The 19,366-nt window shown below is 46.1% G+C and carries 17 protein-coding genes; 8 read left to right on the top strand and 9 right to left on the bottom strand.

Going from position 1 to position 19,366, the window contains the following annotated elements; translation table 11 throughout:
• Positions 1-140 precede the first annotated feature (140 nt).
• Complete coding sequence (nrdD, locus tag T495_RS0104175; RefSeq protein WP_028903879.1) at positions 141-2,246, top strand: anaerobic ribonucleoside-triphosphate reductase; 2,106 nt, start codon at positions 141-143, stop codon at positions 2,244-2,246.
• Positions 2,240-2,707: an anaerobic ribonucleoside-triphosphate reductase activating protein gene (nrdG, locus tag T495_RS0104180; protein WP_028903878.1), complete on the top strand. Its 468-nt coding sequence runs from the start codon at positions 2,240-2,242 to the stop codon at positions 2,705-2,707. Before nrdD ends, nrdG begins: the two co-directional genes overlap by 7 nt.
• A gap of 11 nt (positions 2,708-2,718) precedes the next feature.
• Here nrdG and T495_RS0104185 read toward each other — a convergent pair whose 3' ends face one another.
• Entirely contained in the window at positions 2,719-3,756 is a 1,038-nt protein-coding gene (locus T495_RS0104185; RefSeq protein ID WP_033147747.1) for an asparaginase, read from the bottom strand.
• A 98-nt stretch (positions 3,757-3,854) separates the two neighbouring features.
• Here T495_RS0104185 and uxaC point away from each other — a divergent pair, with 98 nt between their 5' ends.
• Positions 3,855-5,261: a glucuronate isomerase gene (gene uxaC / locus T495_RS0104190; RefSeq protein WP_028903876.1), complete on the top strand. Its 1,407-nt coding sequence runs from the start codon at positions 3,855-3,857 to the stop codon at positions 5,259-5,261.
• A 71-nt stretch (positions 5,262-5,332) separates the two neighbouring features.
• A complete protein-coding gene (locus T495_RS0104195; RefSeq protein ID WP_028903875.1) occupies positions 5,333-6,229 on the top strand; it encodes an RluA family pseudouridine synthase in 897 nt (298 codons plus the stop codon).
• A gap of 130 nt (positions 6,230-6,359) precedes the next feature.
• Here the strand turns inward: T495_RS0104195 and T495_RS0104200 are convergent, their stop codons facing one another.
• Positions 6,360-7,016, bottom strand: a complete 657-nt coding sequence (locus T495_RS0104200; protein WP_028903874.1) for an HD domain-containing protein — start codon at positions 7,014-7,016, stop codon at positions 6,360-6,362.
• Positions 7,017-7,084: 68 nt separating this feature from the next.
• Between T495_RS0104200 and menA the strand changes: the two genes are divergently transcribed.
• On the top strand, positions 7,085-7,999 hold the full coding sequence (menA, locus tag T495_RS0104205) for a 1,4-dihydroxy-2-naphthoate octaprenyltransferase (RefSeq protein ID WP_028903873.1): 915 nt from the start codon (positions 7,085-7,087) through the stop codon (positions 7,997-7,999).
• Here the strand turns inward: menA and T495_RS0104210 are convergent.
• The 4 genes from T495_RS0104210 to uvrB all read right to left on the bottom strand — a co-directional run bounded on the left by T495_RS0104210 (position 7,996) and on the right by uvrB (position 13,309).
• Positions 7,996-10,332 (bottom strand): putative porin, encoded by a 2,337-nt coding sequence (locus tag T495_RS0104210; protein WP_033147748.1) that lies wholly within the window; start codon positions 10,330-10,332, stop codon positions 7,996-7,998. The genes menA and T495_RS0104210 overlap by 4 nt on opposite strands.
• A gap of 3 nt (positions 10,333-10,335) precedes the next feature.
• Positions 10,336-10,500 carry a hypothetical protein gene (locus T495_RS16035; RefSeq protein WP_197018854.1) on the bottom strand — a complete coding sequence of 55 codons (165 nt, stop codon included), beginning with the start codon at positions 10,498-10,500 and terminating at the stop codon, positions 10,336-10,338.
• Between the two features lie 2 nt (positions 10,501-10,502).
• The gene (locus T495_RS0104215) at positions 10,503-11,123 is read right to left on the bottom strand and encodes a DUF4468 domain-containing protein (protein WP_033147749.1); all 621 of its coding nucleotides are present in this window, start codon (positions 11,121-11,123) and stop codon (positions 10,503-10,505) included.
• Between the two features lie 146 nt (positions 11,124-11,269).
• The gene (uvrB, locus tag T495_RS0104220; protein WP_033147750.1) at positions 11,270-13,309 is read right to left on the bottom strand and encodes an excinuclease ABC subunit UvrB; all 2,040 of its coding nucleotides are present in this window, start codon (positions 13,307-13,309) and stop codon (positions 11,270-11,272) included.
• A 109-nt stretch (positions 13,310-13,418) separates the two neighbouring features.
• On the opposite strand from uvrB, the gene T495_RS0104225 reads away from it, so the two are divergent.
• From T495_RS0104225 to T495_RS0104235, 3 genes are read left to right on the top strand one after another with little or no spacing between them, the layout of a single operon-like run.
• A complete protein-coding gene (locus tag T495_RS0104225) occupies positions 13,419-14,246 on the top strand; it encodes an outer membrane protein assembly factor BamD (protein ID WP_028903869.1) in 828 nt (275 codons plus the stop codon).
• A gap of 3 nt (positions 14,247-14,249) precedes the next feature.
• Positions 14,250-14,588, top strand: coding sequence for a DNA-directed RNA polymerase subunit omega (locus T495_RS0104230; RefSeq protein ID WP_028903868.1), 339 nt, complete (start codon positions 14,250-14,252; stop codon positions 14,586-14,588).
• A 1-nt stretch (position 14,589) separates the two neighbouring features.
• Positions 14,590-15,051, top strand: coding sequence for a DUF4293 domain-containing protein (locus T495_RS0104235; protein WP_028903867.1), 462 nt, complete (start codon positions 14,590-14,592; stop codon positions 15,049-15,051).
• A 44-nt stretch (positions 15,052-15,095) separates the two neighbouring features.
• Here T495_RS0104235 and T495_RS0104240 read toward each other — a convergent pair whose 3' ends face one another.
• The 3 genes from T495_RS0104240 to T495_RS0104250 all read right to left on the bottom strand — a co-directional run bounded on the left by T495_RS0104240 (position 15,096) and on the right by T495_RS0104250 (position 19,313).
• Complete coding sequence (locus tag T495_RS0104240) at positions 15,096-17,411, bottom strand: hypothetical protein (RefSeq protein WP_155993438.1); 2,316 nt, start codon at positions 17,409-17,411, stop codon at positions 15,096-15,098.
• Positions 17,412-17,608: 197 nt separating this feature from the next.
• Positions 17,609-18,463, bottom strand: a complete 855-nt coding sequence (locus T495_RS0104245) for a hypothetical protein (RefSeq protein WP_155950111.1) — start codon at positions 18,461-18,463, stop codon at positions 17,609-17,611.
• A 22-nt stretch (positions 18,464-18,485) separates the two neighbouring features.
• Positions 18,486-19,313, bottom strand: coding sequence for a hypothetical protein (locus T495_RS0104250; protein ID WP_028903865.1), 828 nt, complete (start codon positions 19,311-19,313; stop codon positions 18,486-18,488).
• Positions 19,314-19,366 lie beyond the last annotated feature (53 nt).

Genomic DNA, 19,366 nt, shown 5'->3' on the forward strand with positions numbered 1-19,366 from the left:
TGATAATTTTATATCTTTGCATCCGAATTCGGTTTTTCTTTTTGGAAAACTTTTCCGAATTAAAAACAAAAAAAGTTTCCCAAAAAGGAAAACTTACAGAAAGAATTGAAATTTTAAACTTAATAAGTATTGGCAACAAAATGGAAATTAAAAACTTTACCATCACTAAGCGAGACGGTTCGAAAGACTTGTTCTCACTCGACAAAATCATGAATGCCATCGTGAAGGCATTTGAAAGTGTACAGGAACCTGCTGACCTGGCCATCGTGTCTAAAATCTTAAATCACCTTGATATGCACGACAATATCACTGTAGAGGATATCCAGAACCAAGTGGAGGAAGCATTGATGCGCGAAGGATATTATAAGGTGGCTAAGTCGTTCATTCTATATAGACAGCTCCACTCAGAGGATCGTGAAACCCTTGAAAAGATGGTTTTCCTTTCAGAGTATTGTGAGTCGGTTAATGCTGCTACAGGTTCAAAGTACGATGCTAATGCCAATGTTGAACATAAGAATATTGCTACTTTGATCGGTGAACTGCCTAAATCTAACTTTATCCGTTTGAATCGCCGACTCCTGACCGACCGAATTAAGAAAATGTATGGTAAACAGTTGGCTGATGAGTATATCGACAAGCTGACACACCATTTTATATATAAGAACGACGAAACATCGTTGGCCAACTACTGTGCTTCTATCACCATGTATCCTTGGTTGATTGGTGGTACTATAGCTATTGGTGGAAATTCAACTGCACCAACCAACATGAAATCGTTCGCTGGAGGCTTTGTGAATATGGTCTTTATGGTTAGTTCTATGCTGAGTGGTGCATGTGCTACGCCGGAGTTCCTCATGTATATGAACTATTTCATGGGAAAGGAGTATGGATTGGATTACTACAAGCGTGCTAATGATCAGGCTGACCTCAGTTTGAAGAAACGTACCATCGACAAGATCATTACCGATTACTTTGAGCAGATTGTCTATACCTTGAATCAGCCAACAGGTGCTCGTAACTATCAGGCTGTATTCTGGAATATTGCTTACTACGATCGTTACTATTTCGAGAGCATCTTTGGCGAGTTCTACTTCCCCGATGGTTCCAAGCCCGATTGGGATGGTCTTTCTTGGCTCCAGAAGCGTTTTATGAAGTGGTTTAACCAGGAACGTACCAAGACTCTGTTGACTTTCCCTGTAGAAACCATGGCCTTGTTGGTTGATGAAAATGGTGAATGTAAGGATAAAGAGTGGGGGGAGTTTACGGCCGAAATGTATTCTGAAGGTCACTCGTTCTTTACTTATATGAGCGATAATGCTGATTCGTTGTCAAGTTGTTGCCGTCTCCGTAATGAGATTACCGACAATGGTTTCAGCTATACCCTTGGAGCGGGTGGTGTCAGCACAGGTTCTAAAAGTGTGCTTACCATCAATCTGAACCGCTGTATTCAGTATGCAGTGAATCATAAGCTTGACTATCTGGAGTATCTGAGTGGTGTGATTGATCTCTGTCATAAGGTTCAGTTGGCTTACAATGAGAATCTGAAAGATCTTCAGCAGCAGGGTATGTTGCCATTGTTCGATGCAGGCTACATCAACATTGCCCGTCAGTATCTGACTATCGGTATCAACGGTTTGGTTGAGGCTGCTGAGTTTATGGGGCTGAAGATTACACCGAATGACGAGTATCTGCACTTTGTACAGGGTATCCTTGGCTTGGTAGAGAAATATAATCGTCAGTATCGCTCTAAGGATGTTATGTTCAACTGCGAGATGATTCCTGCCGAGAATGTTGGTGTGAAGCATGCTAAGTGGGATCGTGAGGACGGCTATTTTGTGCCACGTGACTGTTACAACAGCTACTTCTATGTAGTTGAGGATGACTCGCTCACCATCATTGACAAGTTCAAACTCCATGGTGCTCCATATATTGAACATCTGACTGGTGGTTCGGCTTTGCATATGAATTTGGATGAGCATTTGTCAAAGGAACAATATCTGCATTTGTTGAAGGTGGCTGCTAAGGAAGGCTGTAACTATTTTACATTCAATATTCCCAATACAGTCTGCAACGATTGTGGTTACATTGACAAACGCTATCTGAAAGAATGTCCACATTGCCATTCTAAGAATGTAGACTATATGACCCGCATTATCGGCTACTTGAAGCGTGTTAGCAACTTCTCACAGGCTCGTCAGGAAGAGGCTGCTCGTCGCTACTATGCAGGGGAGAATAAACTATGCTGAAATACGTTAATACCGGCATAGTTTTTCAGGAGATACCGGACGAAGTGACACTGGCAATTAACATCAGTAATTGCCCGTGTCGCTGTCCTGGGTGTCATAGCTATTATCTTTGGGAGGATATCGGATTGCCTCTTGATACAGAGGCCATCGACACTCTTGTTGGTAAGTTCGGTACTGATATAACCTGTATCTCGTTTATGGGTGGAGATGGCGATCCGAAGTCGGTCAATCAGCTGGCATTGTATATTCGCGAGGCGCACCCTGAGTTTAAGATTGCCTGGTATAGTGGAAAAACCGTTATATCATCTGCCATCAATAAATGTGATTTCGATTATATCAAGATCGGTCCTTTTATCAAACATTTAGGCCCCTTGAAAAATCCGAAGACTAATCAGCGATTGTATCGGATCAAAGCGGATGGAGGAATGGAGGACATTACATTCCGTTTCTGGAAAAAGTAGGAGAGATATCGTTAATATGATATCTCTCCTCTTATACTCTGTTGCATATACTTCCGAACTGTTTCCGGATCGTCAGGATAATGTGCCTGTAGGAACATCAGTTTGGTAACAGCTGCTTCTACGGTAGAATCGCGTCCACTGATGACTCCAGCTTCCTGCAGATGATATCCACAATCGTAGCGGCTCATCTCTACGGCTCCCTGCATACACTGGCTGATGTTGACGATTACTTTTCCATTGCGCGTTCCTTCGCGAAGAGCTTTCAGTAGCCAGGGACGTTGAGGCGCATTACCACTACCGAAAGTGCGCATGACGATGGCCTTCAGATTTGGGGTGTGGATAATGTGGCGGATCAAGTCTTCGCGGATACCGGGAAAGAGCGAGAATATAATCACGTTGTTGTCTAATCGGAAGTGGGGAACCATTGGTTTTTCCCAATCTGGTTTTAGTATACGGTCCTGATGATAGGTGATATTGACGCCTGCCTCAACCAGGTGTGGGTAGTTGAATGATTCGAACGCATTGAATTCTTCTGCACTCTGTTTGGTGGTTCGGTTGCCACGAAGCAGATGCCCACCAAAATAGATGCCTACCTCGGGTACCAGCGCATGACCTTCACGGTCTTTGGCGGCTGCAATCTCGACGGCCGTAATCAGGTTCTCTTTGCCATCTGTCCTCAACTGCCCGATAGGAAGTTGGGAACCTGTGAAAATGACAGGTTTTGTCAGATTCTCGAGCATGTAGGATAGGGCAGAGGCTGTATAAGCCATGGTGTCTGTGCCATGCAGCACAACAAAACCGTCGTATTGGTCATAATGATCTGCAATACAATGCGAGATGTCGGTCCACATACGGGGAGACATGTCACTCGAATCAATCGGAGGGTCAAACTGGTAGGTCTCAATTGCAATATCAAACTGCTTCAACTCGGGCACATTATATAATAGGTGCTCGAAATCAAATGGCTCCAGTGCCCCTGTTCGTGGGTTCCGGTTCATGCCAATGGTGCCTCCTGTGTATATCAGGAGAACTTTGCTTCGGTACGTCATCGTTTACGTTTTATTTTTTTGCAAAGATAGTGCTTTTATTCGAGATTTTAATTAACTTTGCAGAAAAATTTAAGAAGAACCTATAAACATACAGTTTTATGAAGCAATTCAATGATGATAACTTCGTTCTGGAGACCCAGGTGGCGCAGGACTTGTATCACAATCATGCGGCTAAGATGCCCATTATCGACTATCATTGTCATTTGATTCCTGAGATGGTGGCTAAAGACCACAAGTTCAAGAGTATCACCGAGTTGTGGCTGGGTGGCGACCACTATAAGTGGCGTGCCATGCGTACTAATGGTATCGATGAGAAGTACTGTACTGGTAAGGATACCAGCGACTGGGAGAAGTTTGAGAAGTGGGCAGAGACCGTTCCATACACTTTCCGTAATCCTCTTTATCATTGGACTCATCTTGAGTTGAAGACCGCTTTCGGTATCACTAAGCAGCTTTCTCCCAAGACAGCTCGCGAAATCTTTGACGAATGTAACGAGAAACTGCAGCAGCCAGAATTCTCTGCTCGTGGTCTGATGAAACACTATAACGTAGAGTGTGTTTGTACAACCGATGATCCCGTCGACGATCTGCATAACCATATTGAGTATGCCAAGACAAAGGCAAAGGATGATCCTATGATGATTCCAGCATGGCGCCCTGACAAGGCCATGAACATTGAGAAGCCTGAGTTCTCGAAGTATGTAGAGCAGTTGAGCGAGGTGAGTGGTGTTAATATCGTGAAGTTTGCTGATATGGTTGATGCCCTGCAGAAGCGTCACGACTTCTTTGCTGAGAATGGTTGTAAACTCTCGGATCATGGTATCGAGGAGTTCTACGATGAGGAATATACAGATTCTGAGATCGAGACCATCTTCGAGAAGGCTATGCGTGGTCAGCAGCTTTCTAATTTGGAGATCCGTCAGTTTAAGAACTGTTTCCTGACGGTTATGGCAGAGATGGATGCTGATGCAGACTGGACACAGCAGTTCCACTATGGTGCTATCCGTGATAACAATACTAAGATGTATAACGCGCTTGGTCCTGATACAGGTTTCGATTCTATCGGAGAGTTCAATACAGCCAAGGCTATGTCGACCTTCCTCAACAAACTGAATATGAAGGATAAGCTCACGCGTACCATATTATATACATTGAATCCTTGTGCTAACGAGGTGATTGCTACAATGCTGGGTAACTTCCAGGGTGGTGAGCCAGGCAAAATCCAGTTCGGTTCTGGTTGGTGGTTCAATGACCAGATGGATGGAATGGTACGTCAGATGAATGCGCTTTCTGTACTTGGACTGCTGAGCCGCTTCGTTGGAATGCTGACTGATAGTCGCTCTTTCTTGAGCTATCCACGCCATGAGTACTTCCGTCGTATTCTCTGTAATATCCTTGGAAACGATGTTGAGAAAGGCTTGTTGCCTTGTGATATGGAAATCCTCGGACGTATGGTAGAGGACATCAGTTACAACAATGCCAGAAGATACTTCAAGTTCTATTAATCCATTCGATTAATAAAAAAAATGCCGCAGATTCGAATATCTGCGGTTTTTTTTGTATCTTTGCCGCCAATATGAGATATAACGCAGGATATAATCGTGAGGGTGACTACGAGCACTTCGTAGTCAACGAGTCGATGCCATTGTTAGAATGGCTGTTGGCCAATGTTCAGCAAAGTCGTACGAAGATTAAGGCGACTCTGCAGGGTAGAGGTATCAAGGTGAATGGTAAGACCGTGAGCCAGTTTGACTTCCAGTTGGAGCCCGGCATGAAGGTGGCCATTAGTAAGACCAAACGTAACCAGCAGTCGTTTAAGAGCCGTTACGTTAAGATTGTCTATGAGGATAAGTGGCTGATAGTCATTGAGAAGGCCGAGGGTATCCTTTCAATGGCAGCTGGTCATTCAACGTTGAATGTGAAGACTGTACTCGATGATTATTTCAAGAAGTCACGCCAGAAATGTACGGCTCATGTGGTTCATCGTCTGGATCGCGATACGAGTGGCCTGATGGTGTATGCAAAAGACATGGAGACAGAGCAGATACTGGAACATAACTGGCATGATATCGTGTATGATCGTCGCTATGTGGCAGTATGCTCTGGTGAGATGGAGAACGATGAAGGTACAATTGCTAACTGGTTGAAAGATAACAAGGCATACGTTACTTATTCTTCACCTACTGATAATGGTGGAAAATATGCCGTAACCCATTATCATGTGCTCGACCGCACAACCGAGCATACGTTGGTGGAGTTTAAACTTGAAACAGGACGGAAGAACCAGATTCGTGTACACTCTTCTGATATGGGACATCCTGTTTGTGGTGATACCAAATATGGTAATGGTGATGATCCTATCCACCGTTTGTGTCTGCATGCTTGGTTGCTATGTTTCCATCATCCTATAACAGGTGAGCCCATGGAATTCGAAACGCCTGTGCCTACACCATTCAAGAAATTATTTAAGTAGAATATGGGAAATATCGGTTATTACATATTTGTACTCGTTGCTATCATAGTTGCTTTCTTGGTGATTAAGAAGGCGGCTTCTTGTCTCATCAAGTCTGCTGTTCTGATAGCAGTGGCAGTTGCTCTGGCTATCATTTACTATTTGTATCTGGGGTAGCAATCTCTTCGGCAAAAATCCGGTCGAAGGCTTCGCGTAATTGCTGAGGCTGTTCGATGATATTCTGCAGTTCGCTGAGACGTTTGGCATTCGGTGAATTGGGAATCCATAGTTTGATGTATCCTTCCTTGGAGTATTTGTTGGCCATATGTTCTTTAAAACGAATCCAGTGTTCTTCTTCTGTCTTTTCCGGATAGTTGGCCATTCCGAACTGGATGCAACGGCGGATGATTCTTTCTGGATCGATATCCCTGTCGGCTTCAGCTACAATTTTTCCATAAATAGATCTGGGACTTCGGCTGGCTGAGGCGCGATGATCTTCAACGGCCTCCTTCATAATCTTGATCTGTTCGGGGGAAAACCACTTCTTCAGTCGTGCATCTGAGGCTAATATCTTGCCACCTCGGATATGGTGGTCGGCACGATGTCCGCACATTCCCAAGTCGTGGTAGGCTGCAATGGTGTAAACCATGTCGATGTCTGCTCCTGTTGCTCTGATCAGCTCGAGAGAATTACGTATAACCCTTGTTACGTGCTCCAGATTATGTGCACGGTCAAATTCTGCATATTTAGGGAGAATCTGTGTTTCGATAAACTCCACAAGGTCCAGACTTGGTGTATTGTTTGTCATAAAAAGTTTTATTTTTCTTTGCAAATTTACAAAAAAGTAGTTACTTTTGCAAGAAAAATTGGAAAATAATGGCAGAAGATAAGAAAATTGTGATAGATTCGGCTCAAGCGTGGTTGCTGGCGGCTCGTCCTAAAACGTTGTCTGGAGCGGCTGTTCCTGTAATGATTGGTGTGGCTTTAGCCTATGCTGATTCGGCTTTGTATGGTGAAGGCATTTTCAGTTGGACAGCTGCCATACTATGTCTGCTTTTTGCTTTCGCAATGCAGATTGATGCGAACTTCATCAATGACTTCTATGATTTTGTCAATGGTACCGATGACGCCGAAACGCGTTTGGGGCCGCGTAGAGCCTGTGCACAAGGATGGGTGAAACTTGATTCTATGAAGAAAGCTATTGCTCTGACTACCTGTTTGGCGTGTGTGATTGGCTTACCGCTCGTTTACTTTGGTGGTTGGGAAATGGTGCTTATCGGTATGTTGTGCGTGGTTTTCGCCTTTCTTTATACCACTTGGTTTTCTTATCAGGGATTGGGTGATATCCTGGTGCTGGTATTCTTTGGTATAGTGCCGGTTTGCTGTACATATTATGTTCAGTTGCATACTGTCAGTTGGCAGGTCTTTCTGGCTTCGATAGCCTGTGGCTTGGTCATTGATGCGCTCTTGATAGTAAATAATTTCCGTGATAGGGATAATGACCGTGAAGCGGGTAAACAAACGATTATTGTGCGTTTGGGAGCTGAGGCTGGTTTGCAGCTGTATGTTGGCGTTGGTGTCGGGGCTGTCATCTTGGGCGGTACTTTCCTAATGAACGGACACGTGTTGGCATTCTTATTCCCTTTTATATACCTGATGCTTCATTTCTATACCTATTTGAAGATGAAGCGTATATACCAAGGAAAAGCGCTGAATCTCTGCTTAGGAGAAACAGCGCGTAATATCTTTATCTATGGTGTCTGCGTTAGCTTAGGAGTGATTCTTCTTTAGTTGAAGAATGGCCAGGAAACGCCGAAGTGAAGTACTGAACCATTGACGGGGTAGTGTGGCGTGAGGAATTTCATGTGATTGCCTCCACCATTTACTACATTGCTCATCACTAAGAAAAATCTGACACCCTTTAACGTCATGTTGGCATAAACGTCTACAAACGGATAGCCACCTAACTTGATGCGACTTTCCTCGTTCTTCTGAACAGCAAACTGGTTGATGGCCGCGCAGAAGTCGGGGGCGTAATACTTTGAGAAGAAGGTGGCATCAGCACCCAATTCAACTCCAAGAACCTTGGCAATCTTAAACTTCAGATAGAGGTTTGAGAAGATGTTCCAATCGGGTAATGGCAGTACATCCTGATTGCTTGAATTCTGATATGTGAGAATATTCTCCCAGTTTAATGCGCCTATGCGGAAGTTCTGATGAATCTGGGCTGTGAGTATATTCAGGCTTTTGCTCTCCTGAAGTACGGATGCCGTCATATTCTTGCGTCCTCCGTCTGCTGTCAAGTCGTAACTCATGCCATAGTAGGTGTAGTTCTTGATGTTATCGATAGCTACACGTAACTTCGTATCGGTTTTCTGGTAACTGAATGTGCCCTCAATGCGACTACGTGTCTCCTGATCAAGATTCAAGTCCCACCAGAGGTGTTTTGAATGATACTTTGACTGGAAGAACACTGGGTAGCAATGGTATAAATAGGCTGATGCTGCCAGTTGAACGGTATCGCCGAACAATGGGAAATTCAGATCGGTGCTGAAGTCGATGGTGTAGTCGCCTTTGTCGGCTCCGGCTATCCATGTCTCTACAGTCGCGTTGAAGTGCAGAGTCTTGCCTTGAGTCTTGCTGAGTTGGGCGCCTATGCTCAGATCGTATTCGTTCCAATTATTCCAGAATAGGTTGCCATTTTCGATATCAGGCATGGAATAGGTGCAATAATCATAGGTGACAAATCCCTTTAAGCCTGCCTTCATATATTTATTGAATCCCTCAAGAAGTGCCAGTCCAAGGGTGTTCTTGATACGGAAATGCTTGGTCTGGTCGTAGATGGAGTCATTGCCGTATTTCAGACCCTGATTATAATAGGTGTCCTTATAATAGTCCGCAGGGGTGTTGTATGCCTGATAGATGTGGTTGTAGTTGTCGATGTCGAGTGTGTGAATGAAACTTGTCACTGGTACATACTCTCTCTTCATGGTCGCATCGATAGAGTCCTGGATGGCTTGAAGATGATTCAGACTATCGATAGCGGCTTGTCCGTCAACTTTGATACGTGTGGTATCTGCGGCTATGGTGAGTTGGTCTTGCTGAGGTTCTTTGCCCATCACCTTTGCTCCTTCAGGGCGACCTGTAGGCTTGGGCTGCTCCTTGTTCCTACGGCTTTCTTTTATGTCCTGATGTTGTTTTTCTATGTCAGCTTCATGCTCTTTTTGTGATTCCTTGGCAAACTGTCGTGCCTTTATTTCTTCATCACTCATCTTGACCATGCGATAGAATCCCAGATTATAGCGATGGGATAGGTAGATGTGTTGATGGTCGTTGCGGTTCCAGTTCTTAGAAAGTACGGTAGGAATCTCGCTTTCTGTGTAGTTGTCGGTGAATGATTCAGGATGGGTCACATAGTCGTCAGAAGTGATACCTCCGTTTTCGGCAGTCTTCTGGTGAGCGGCGTTGAAGAAGAAATGCATCTGATAACGATCGCCCAGATAAGAGGAGAAGATGGTTCCGTTAAAATGCGCGATACTCTGGTTGCTGTAGTAACCACGAGCATAGGCATAATCAAGGTCGAAGCCGAAATTCAGACGTTTATTGGCGTTGACGGCGAATTTTGCATCTATATGGTCTTCGCCATTGGTCTTGTCGCCACAATTGTCATAGAGTATATTGGTATATGGCGATAGAGTATTCATAAAAAGAAATGCATCGGGCTGCTTCTTGACAAAACTGTAGGGCTCTGTGAATATATGATACTCGCCATATGGACGGTCAATGAATATACGACTCATGCGGGCACTGTAGTTGTTGCCCGTGGTGTTGTAGTCGCCATACATGCCGGTGTTGAAAGTGGTGTTCATAAACAGATGGGACAGGGTGTCTGGCTCTGTAGGAATTACATCGCCGAATCTCCTATCGATAGTCCATGAATAGAGTCCCTTGGGGATTACTTTATTCTGGGTCGTATCCTTGCTGTGTTTGTTGAAGTTTCCGTTACCACTTCGTTGAGAGATGTTTCCGTCCTCGTCAATTTGATTAAACTGACGATCAGTCTGGGCACTTAGTTGGCTAAGTGTCAGCAGTGCTAAAATAAGTGTAGTAAGTCTTCTGTACATGGATTACTTGATCATTCGCATTGATGATTCTGCTATCTTAAAGCACATCGAAAACAGGATAATATAGGTTCCCGTAGTCTTGTCGGAAGTCAGGTACCAGATGACTCCCACTACGGCCATAATCATAAAAATGATATTCAGTATGTTGCGTATCTGATCTTTATTCATTATTAATTATTTTCGTTAAGCAGCGTATTGAACTTGTTGAAAATGAAGTCCTTACGATCTATTGTTTTTCTTCTGAATTTAGAAGAGAGCGGATAAAGCTTAGTGCGCTTCTTGTTGACTGCATACTTGTCTGTGATCCAAGTTTCTGCATCATAGTGAACAGGCTTGCGATCCATATCATAATCGTATGTGATACGTGTTATTTTGATTTCAGCCTTTTCGTTAGCGCACTTAACAAATAGCTGGAAATTGAATTTCGTGCGGTCAAGCGAAAGCGCTGAACTCTTGAAGACCAACCACTCATGAAAGACGGCGCCCAATTCGTAGGTCTCTGAATTCTGAAGGGCTATGGTGCTATTGGCAATCTGGTTGGGCTCGTTCACCATTTTGGTCATCTGCTTGAGCAGGATGTCGTAGATTTGTTGAGCTGACTTGCCTGGAGCAGTGATGGTTGTCTGCCAGCAAACTTTGCCGTCAACAACGGGGACTGCGCCTTCTGCCAGATATTTGGCATCAGGATTCTCTTTTTGAACGGGTTCCTGTTCTATTCGTTCCCAGGTGTTATCCTGAGCTGCTGCTAACATGGGCATTGCCATCAGGATGGCTATCAAAAACTTTTTCATTTTCTTTGTTATATTAATAAAACCGTGCAAAAGTACTAATTTTTAGTGAATAGTGAAAGGTGAATAGTGAATAATTTGCTACTGCTTTTGTTTTTTTTGTATATTTTCACGTTTAACTATCCACTATTTCTAATTGCTTTTACTTCTTACTTCAGTTCCAGTTCCTTTTGTAGGCGAACAATTTCGTCGCGGTATTGCGCAGCTTGTAGGAAGTCGAGTGCTTTAGCGGCTTCTTTCATTTTCCTGGTCGTTTCTTCTATCAGCTTCTCCATCTGTGGTCTGGTCATGCGCTGCTCAATTGGATCGGCTGCTATCATTTTGCCAGTGTCGCCATTCTCTGCTGCCAGGGAGATGTCGCGTATCAGTTCCTTGGTATCGGCTCTGTTCTCTTTCTGTAAGGCGCTGAACGTCAGGTTCTTAATGATCTGCTTTGGAGTAATGTGATGCTCCTCGTTATACCTCATCTGCTTGATGCGGCGACGTAATGTCTCGTCAATAGTCAGTTGCATTGAAGCTGTGATGGTGTCGGCGTACATAATCACTTTTCCATTGACGTTTCTGGCGGCTCGACCTGCTGTCTGTGTCAGGCTGCGGTGGCTGCGCAGAAATCCTTCTTTGTCGGCATCGAGGATGGCTACGAGCGATACTTCGGGCAGGTCAAGGCCTTCGCGTAACAGGTTGACGCCTACCAATACGTCGTAGACGCCTTGGCGTAGGTCGCTTAGAATTTTTACACGATCAAGTGTGGCTACGTCGCTATGGATATAAGCGGTGCTTACGCTGTGGTTCAGTAGATACTCGGTCAATTCCTCGGCCATACGTTTGGTCAGGGTGGTGATGAGTACGCGTTCGCCACGATTTCTGCGGGTCAGGATCTCGTCCATTAAATCGTCTATCTGATTCTCGCTGGGGCGGACTTCGATTTCCGGGTCAAGCAGTCCTGTGGGGCGGATGACTTGTTCTACGACAACGCCTTCTGCCTCGTTTAGCTCGTAGTCGGCTGGTGTTGCGCTGACGTAGATGACCTGATTGACCTCTTCCTGGAATTCCTCAAACTTCAGCGGGCGATTGTCGAAGGCTGCAGGCAGGCGGAAGCCATATTCTACGAGGTTCTGCTTGCGACTTCTGTCGCCTCCGTACATGGCGCTGATCTGAGGCACGCTGACGTGGCTCTCATCGATAATAAGCAGGTAGTCATCGGGGAAGAAATCCAACAGACAGTACGGACGTTCTCCGGCTTTTCGGCCATCGAAATAGCGGCTGTAGTTCTCGATGCCAGAGCAATGCCCCAGTTCCTTGATCATCTCCATGTCGTACTCTACACGCTCCTTGATGCGCTGGGCTTTGATGGAGTCGCCTGCTTCCTCGAAGAAGAGTACTTGTTTCATCAGGTCGTCCTGAATCTGGTGGATGGCGATGTTGGTCTGCTCTTGCGAGGTCATGAAGAGGTTGGCGGGGTAGAGGCGGTATTCCTCGAAGCTGGCCAGACGGTCGAAGGTTACAGCATCCATCTCTTCGATGGCGTCAATCTCGTCGTCCCAGAATGTGATGCGGAGCACCACCTCGCTATAAGCCATTGCTATGTCAACGGTGTCGCCTTTTACGCGGAAGTTGCCGCGCTGTAAATCCAGATCGTTCCTGACGTATAAAGCCTGTACTAACTTTCTTAACAAGGCGTTGCGGTCGAGAATCTGGCCTTTTTTCAGTTCTATCACGTTCTCCTGTAAGGCAACGGGGCTGCCCATACCATAAATACATGAAACTGATGATACAACGACTACGTCATTGCGGCCTGATAATAAGTTAGATACGGCTGATAGTCTTAAGCGATCGATCTCGTCGTTGATAGCCAGGTCTTTTTCGATATAAGTGTCTGTACTCGGTAGATATGCCTCTGGCTGATAATAGTCATAATAGCTTACATAATATTCGACTGCATTCTGAGGGAAAAAGCCCTTCATTTCTTCGTATAGCTGGGCAGCAAGGGTCTTGTTATGACTCAGAATCAGGGTGGGGCGGTTGTGCTGGGCAATGACGTTTGCCATTGTAAACGTCTTACCTGAGCCCGTGACTCCAAGTAGTACTTGAGCACGGTCTCCGCGATCCAATCCTTCAGTCAGTTGGCGTATTGCCTCAGGCTGGTCGCCTGTAGGTTTGTATTCCGATGTTAGTATAAATTTACTCATTGAGTGTGCAAAGATACGAATAAGTTATTAAAAAAACATCAAAAAACACCAAAAACATGTATTAAAACTTTGTTATTTGCGCGAAAAGTGCTAATTTTGCACCCCGAATATGAATAAAGGTATCATAACATTAGCATGTGTGGCCTTGCTTGTTAGCAGTTGCGCCTCTGAGTTTAACAGTGTCTACAAGTATGGAGACGCTGATTATAAGTATGAGTACGCAAAAGAGGCATTCGCATGTGGAAAGTTCCAGCAGGCTACTACGCTTCTGGAAGAACTGGTGACTATCAAGAAGGGCTCTGATGAGGCTCAGGAATGTCTTTATATGTTAGGTATGGCTCAGTATGGTAATATGGATTACGATGCTGCTTCGGAGACCTTCAGGAAATATACGTCCAGCTATCCTCGTGGTACTTATGCTGAACTGGCTTATTTCTATGTTGGTCAGTCGCTCTATCAGAGTGCGCCAGAACCCCGTCTCGATCAGTCGCCTACCAATGGTGCCATCACTGCCTATCAGCAGTTCATAGATCTCTTCCCTGAGTCGCAACTCCGTTCTCAGGCGCAGGCTCGTCTTTATGAGCTGCATGATAAACTGATTCAGAAGGAGTATCTCTCAGCAGAACTCTACTACAATCTGGGAGGCTATTTCGGAAATATCAACTCGAATGATGAGAGTAACTATAATGCCTGCATCATTACGGCTCAGAATTGTCTGAAGAGCTATCCTTATTGCAGTATTCGCGAGGACTTGATGCTGCTGATTATGAAAGCAAAGTTCGAGTTGGCTGAGAACAGTTCGGAAGAGAAACGCTTGGACCGCTATCGTGATGCAGAGGATGAGTGCTATGGTTTCCTCAATGAGTTCCCCGAGTCAAAGAATGCCCAGTTGGCAGAGAAATATATCAATAAGTGCAAAAAAGTTATTAAAGATTAAGATATGGATTATAAGAAGTCAAAAGCACCGGTTAACACCGTAACACGTAACATTATGGATCTGTGTGATGACACAGGTAATATCTACGAGAGCGTAGCTATCATTGGCAAGCGTGCTAATCAGATCAGCCTGCAGATTAAGGACGATCTCTCAAAGAAGCTGGCTGAGTTCGCTTCATACAACGATTCGCTCGAGGAGGTATTCGAGAATCGTGAGCAGATCGAGATTTCTCGTTACTACGAAAAGCTGCCAAAACCAAGTCTTCTGGCTACTCAGGAGTTTATTGAGGATAAGGTTTACTGGCGTGATCCTTCTCGCGAGAACCAGAACCAGGAAGATTAATATGATACAGCGTAAGCAGACATTATATCTTTTGGCGGCCATTATTATGACCGTCATTTGTCTTTGTATGCAGATAGGCTCGTTTAAGCTGGGAGGCATCGAGGTGGCCAGAGTGTATAATCTTTGGTTTACCGATCCAGTTGGCAAGCACCATTTCGATACATGGCCTCTTATGGCTGTGCTGTTGCCTACTACAGCGATTGCTGCCTATACCATATTTATGTATAACAACCGCAAGATGCAGGCGTTGTTCTGTCTCTTCAATGTGTTGTTTATCATTGGCTGGTATGTGGTATTCTTTGTTGTAGGTCAGATGGTGGGCGATAAGTCGTGGGGTGCTGTTAGTTTCCGTCCCACATGGCCGGCTGTGTTCCCGGCTATCGCATTGATACTCTATCTGATGGCGCGCCGAGCTATCCTGGCAGATGAAAAGCTGGTCCGCTCGATGGACAGAATCCGATAAACACAGTAATCCCCTCCACATTTTGGAGGGGATTATTGTTAAGGTTAGGCCACTTTCTTTCGGAACTTTTTGTTCGCGCCAACGCCAATTTCTTCAATTAGTTCGAACTTTTTCCATCGGCTTACTGAGCTGCGATAGGATGAGTCGCTGTAGCCAGGGCCTTTGGCATCCTTCACATCAGCGTAGGTAAACTCCTTGGGCAGTTTGTCGAAGGTGGTTTTGTCGCTGATGGTGCGAACCTCGGCGGGGGCGTTCTGTGCCTGCTGACTCTCAATCATATTGCCCAGCATGCGCATCTGCGTGTCCAGACAGTAGTCGGCCATCATCAGCATGAAATCTACACAGACCTTTGATTCGCGCTCCTCACCTGAAAGGAGATAGAACACTACGGCACAACGGAAGGCGATGACTGCTGCACGGCGGCGGAAGTTATCCATCACTTCGTCGTTGTTTTTCAGGGCCAGTATGCGCTTTTCTTCGACCCATTTGCCGATGGCTTTGCGCAGGCGAGGCGTGTCGACATAGCCTTTCAGTTCGCTCAGTCGGCGTGCTGCCTGCTGGATGGCTTCCTGCTCCTCGTCTGTCAAGGGGCGATACTTGGGCATCTTGGCAAAACGGGTGTCGGGCAACTCTGAAATCAGTACACGACCACCCAGTCCGTTCTCGGCATTGTCGCGCTGGAAACATTTGTTGAACGAGCCGTAGGTGCCAAAGATGGTCCAGTTGTAGATTACCTGTACATCGCCCGATTCGGCCAGATCGCTGTTGTAATCCTGACCCCATTCGGCACGGTCGAACCCGTAGCGATATACATCGTACTTGGCGCTCCAGTTGCCAGCCGAATTGGTTTTCAGCAGTGTGTCGAGCTCTTCGCAGAACGAATACACACAATGCCCGGCAGTATTCTTCAGTCGCTTCAGTAGGGTAGAGCACGATACCGTGATGGGCAGCTTGCGGATGGGGAACTTGGGCATCTCTTCGGCACGCTCGTTGGCTTTGCGGCACTTGTTCTTCTGCTTGATTACATCCTCCTGACGGCGATAGGCATCCGACTCGTCTTTCAGAATCTTCATCCAGCACTCTACGGCCTCTTTACAGCCCGATTTACCACCTGCCTGGCGGGCTACGATAATCGACATCAGTCCGAGGTACTGCTTCTTCTCGTCGGCATACATCACTTCTACCTGGTCGGCATAGGTGGCTGCAATGGGCATGATGGCGCACAGTACGTTCATCTGCATCTCCTTAGGTGCAGCCATTACGGGCTCACGCAGGCCTGAGGGCAGCAGTTTGGCTATCAGTTTGCGGCGGTGCTTGTTGCTGGTTTCCTGGGCATCTTCGGCTTCGATGGCTTCTTCATCGTCGTTGTCGCCAAAGGCCTCGGCCAGTATCTCACGCTGGCGCTTGGTAAGGGCTGCGTTGGGATCGGTTTTCTTGTAGAAGTCGTCGATGAGCTTCTGGCAATCATCCTCAGTAGCATACTCAGGCATGCGATGGCGCACTACTGCAATCATCTGTGCCTTAGAAATCAATCGGCTGGCACCTATCGAGAGAATGCTTAGCAGCGAGTTGTGGCGTACACCCTCTATCTGCAGCGAACGCTCTGTGAGTCCTGCCTCTTCCATAAACAGGTCGAACACTTTCAGGTAGCGCATGTCGGGCTTCGCGGGTACATCATTAATAGTAGTAACTTCCATCGCGGGCTGGACTGCTGTTTTGGTGCAGCTGTCCTCCCAAGGGCGATAGTGCTTGTTGGCCTTCTTGGCGCCTGCGGGTACCTCTTCAAGTCCCAGCTTCTCGCGCTCCTTCAATGTTTTGTACTCCTGTTCGCTCTCTTCGATGGTCATTGTCTCATCAAAGATGGCGTCGTCCAGGTACAGCAGTTCTTCGGCATCGGCTGTGGTGGTAAACATCACACGTCCCAGGTCGTGCGCCCCATTATCCATCTCGGTCTGGGTGAGGATGGATACGCGTACCTGATTCTCCAGGATGGTCTTACCTTTCTCGCGGCGCAGCACCAGGTGCAGGCCGTAGCGGGCCGAGCGGCTCATCTCCAGCAGGCCGATTTCGCTTTTCATCTCCATCAGCTTCTTGGCGATGCGGTTGCTCTCTACCAGACTTTCGCAATCAATGTCGTAGGCAAACATCGAGCTGGGGTGGCAGGCGCCTTCTACTTTGCCGTCGGGCATCAAGTCGTTGTAGGCCATCTGCAGTAGCTGTTTCTTGGCCACTTCGTCGCCCTTTCTGGCGAGTGCTAGGCGCATTCGGTTCTGCTCGCTGTTGCGCAGGTTAAAGTACTCCTCCTTCGAGTTGATGGGCTGTGCCATCTTTTTTCCATTCACAATAAAAATACGTCGCATATATTACTAGTATTGCTGGTTAGGCCTCCCCGGCACCGTGCCTTCGTTTGACCTTAGCGAGTGCAAAACTAGTAATAAAAATAATGCAAGATTGGATTCTTCCGGAGGTGTCCGAATGGGTGGTTTCTTAGTCCGAAAATAGTTTGTTGTGTAGTCCGAACGGGTGGTTTTTCGGACACCCGCTCGGACATAATTCTTTATTTGAATTTCTTGAAATCGTTTTTGTATTCATCATAGAGCTTGTCGTCGTACGGGCATTCTTTCTCCATGTCGGTATATGAGTAATAGCTTGAACTGTCGTTCTTGCATGAGTTACCAAATTCGTTGTCGAACCATGCGTACGAGGGCCTTTCGCAGAATGCACCCGATTGGAGTGCTGCGCGTATAGGGCGCGATGAACGTTTAGGCGTGTTTTGGCCATCAATCATCTTGTGCAGTAGTTGCAAAATTAAATGTGCATGCTCTGGATGCTTGCAGTATTGTTTGGTGGCATTTATGCTCTCTGTACTTACTATACTTATGTCGAAACCATATTTCCGACCACGACCATTAATTACGTCGTGGATAATCGCTATCTGGTCGAGCATCAGCATAAATCTATCCAACAACCCCGAATCCTGTATGCCGTTTGCACCATAGGCATACTGCGCTACATATTTCCATCCATCTTGCTCCTTCATGCACATCATCCAATGTTGCCCTGCCTCGGTGCCAGCAAACTGGTTAATGAGTTCGGTACGTTTCTTACTTAGCATTTGGAGTTTTAATGCAGGTGGGGCCGATTTTAGCAGATGCTCAATCTGTGGTATGGATGTGCCGTACGAAGCTAATAGCCGGGTGGCAAATATCCATTCGGCACGCTTGTCGCTGTCGGTCTCCAGCAGTTCTTGTTCTTTTATATTCCAGGGCTTGGTGCCCTCATTGCGTATCAATCTGTAAACCTCACTTCTTATTGCGGTTAAATCAAATGTTTTGTTGAGTTCGCTATCTGAAAGATTTACGAATTCTTTGCGCGCTGTTGAGTGGGGGGCTTCTTCGTCAAAACTTCTCATAGTGTTGCTAGCTTTTGTGTGGTTAATCCTCGGGTTTTGCTGCAGCTTCTCTCCAATACAGGCGGCTGAAGTAATCCAGCAGGTAGCCTTGTTCTATCGAGTAGCCTTTGCCGTAATTAATGTCGTAGCCCTGTGCTTGCAGTTTTTCGGCTGCCATTTTTACCATGTCCTGTGCATAGTTTTCTTTTCCAGCCTCGCTCCAGATGTATGGGCGTGAGGGCAGACTGCTGATGGCGGTTTTCAGGGTGTCGCGTGCAATAGCACCCAGTTCGTCGTCGATGTTCTTAGGTAGCAATCCCCACATGGCATCGTGCAGTACTATCTCGTCCATCGATAAGCCGTGCTGCTTGCCATCGGCTATGTGAGCGTTCACCTCGTCAACTTTGGCTATCACTACGTTTACAAAATCTTTTGCTGCCAGCTTGCCACTCTCGTAGTCGCTCCATTCGTACCAGCTGTCGGCATAAAAATCCTGGGCGGCATCGTAATAGTTCGATATCTTATCCAACTCCACACGTCGTACTATGTAGGCTGTCCATGCGGCAACATCGTGCAGCGGTGTGGTTTCCAGCCATGTTCGCAGTTCTTTGTTGTCGAGTGTGAACTGTGGGGCGTACATGGCGTTTATCTGCTCCGTAAAGTCATCGTCGTTCCAATGCGGCTCGCAAACTATGGTATCTTCGCGCGCGCACGTACCTTTTAATATAACGTTAATATCGAATGGCTTGTGAGTTATCAAGTGCCAAGCCAATGCTTGCAGCGGTGTTTGCCCCTCGCGACGGCAAATGTCAAACTGCGGATCGGCCAATAGTTGGTCAAGCTTTTCAAGTGATTCTATTTTGTATTGCATAAATTTGGGTAAGTTTACTGTTACTGCTTGCAAAGGTACGGCTTTTTATTTAA

The sequence above is a fragment of the Prevotella sp. P6B1 genome (assembly GCF_000702825.1).
GTDB lineage: Bacteria > Bacteroidota > Bacteroidia > Bacteroidales > Bacteroidaceae > Prevotella.

Excerpts from the sequence above, each read along its gene's own strand:
- nrdD (WP_028903879.1), top strand. The coding sequence starts at position 141 with ATGGAAATTAAAAACTTTACCATCACTAAGCGAGACGGTTCGAAAGAC.
- nrdG (WP_028903878.1), top strand. The coding sequence starts at position 2,240 with ATGCTGAAATACGTTAATACCGGCATAGTTTTTCAGGAGATACCGGAC.
- T495_RS0104185 (WP_033147747.1), bottom strand. The coding sequence starts at position 3,756 with ATGACGTACCGAAGCAAAGTTCTCCTGATATACACAGGAGGCACCATT.
- uxaC (WP_028903876.1), top strand. The coding sequence starts at position 3,855 with ATGAAGCAATTCAATGATGATAACTTCGTTCTGGAGACCCAGGTGGCG.
- T495_RS0104195 (WP_028903875.1), top strand. The coding sequence starts at position 5,333 with ATGAGATATAACGCAGGATATAATCGTGAGGGTGACTACGAGCACTTC.
- T495_RS0104200 (WP_028903874.1), bottom strand. The coding sequence starts at position 7,016 with ATGACAAACAATACACCAAGTCTGGACCTTGTGGAGTTTATCGAAACA.
- menA (WP_028903873.1), top strand. The coding sequence starts at position 7,085 with ATGGCAGAAGATAAGAAAATTGTGATAGATTCGGCTCAAGCGTGGTTG.
- T495_RS0104210 (WP_033147748.1), bottom strand. The coding sequence starts at position 10,332 with ATGTACAGAAGACTTACTACACTTATTTTAGCACTGCTGACACTTAGC.
- T495_RS16035 (WP_197018854.1), bottom strand. The coding sequence starts at position 10,500 with ATGAATAAAGATCAGATACGCAACATACTGAATATCATTTTTATGATT.
- T495_RS0104215 (WP_033147749.1), bottom strand. The coding sequence starts at position 11,123 with ATGAAAAAGTTTTTGATAGCCATCCTGATGGCAATGCCCATGTTAGCA.
- uvrB (WP_033147750.1), bottom strand. The coding sequence starts at position 13,309 with ATGAGTAAATTTATACTAACATCGGAATACAAACCTACAGGCGACCAG.
- T495_RS0104225 (WP_028903869.1), top strand. The coding sequence starts at position 13,419 with ATGAATAAAGGTATCATAACATTAGCATGTGTGGCCTTGCTTGTTAGC.
- T495_RS0104230 (WP_028903868.1), top strand. The coding sequence starts at position 14,250 with ATGGATTATAAGAAGTCAAAAGCACCGGTTAACACCGTAACACGTAAC.
- T495_RS0104235 (WP_028903867.1), top strand. The coding sequence starts at position 14,590 with ATGATACAGCGTAAGCAGACATTATATCTTTTGGCGGCCATTATTATG.
- T495_RS0104240 (WP_155993438.1), bottom strand. The coding sequence starts at position 17,411 with ATGCGACGTATTTTTATTGTGAATGGAAAAAAGATGGCACAGCCCATC.
- T495_RS0104245 (WP_155950111.1), bottom strand. The coding sequence starts at position 18,463 with ATGAGAAGTTTTGACGAAGAAGCCCCCCACTCAACAGCGCGCAAAGAA.
- T495_RS0104250 (WP_028903865.1), bottom strand. The coding sequence starts at position 19,313 with ATGCAATACAAAATAGAATCACTTGAAAAGCTTGACCAACTATTGGCC.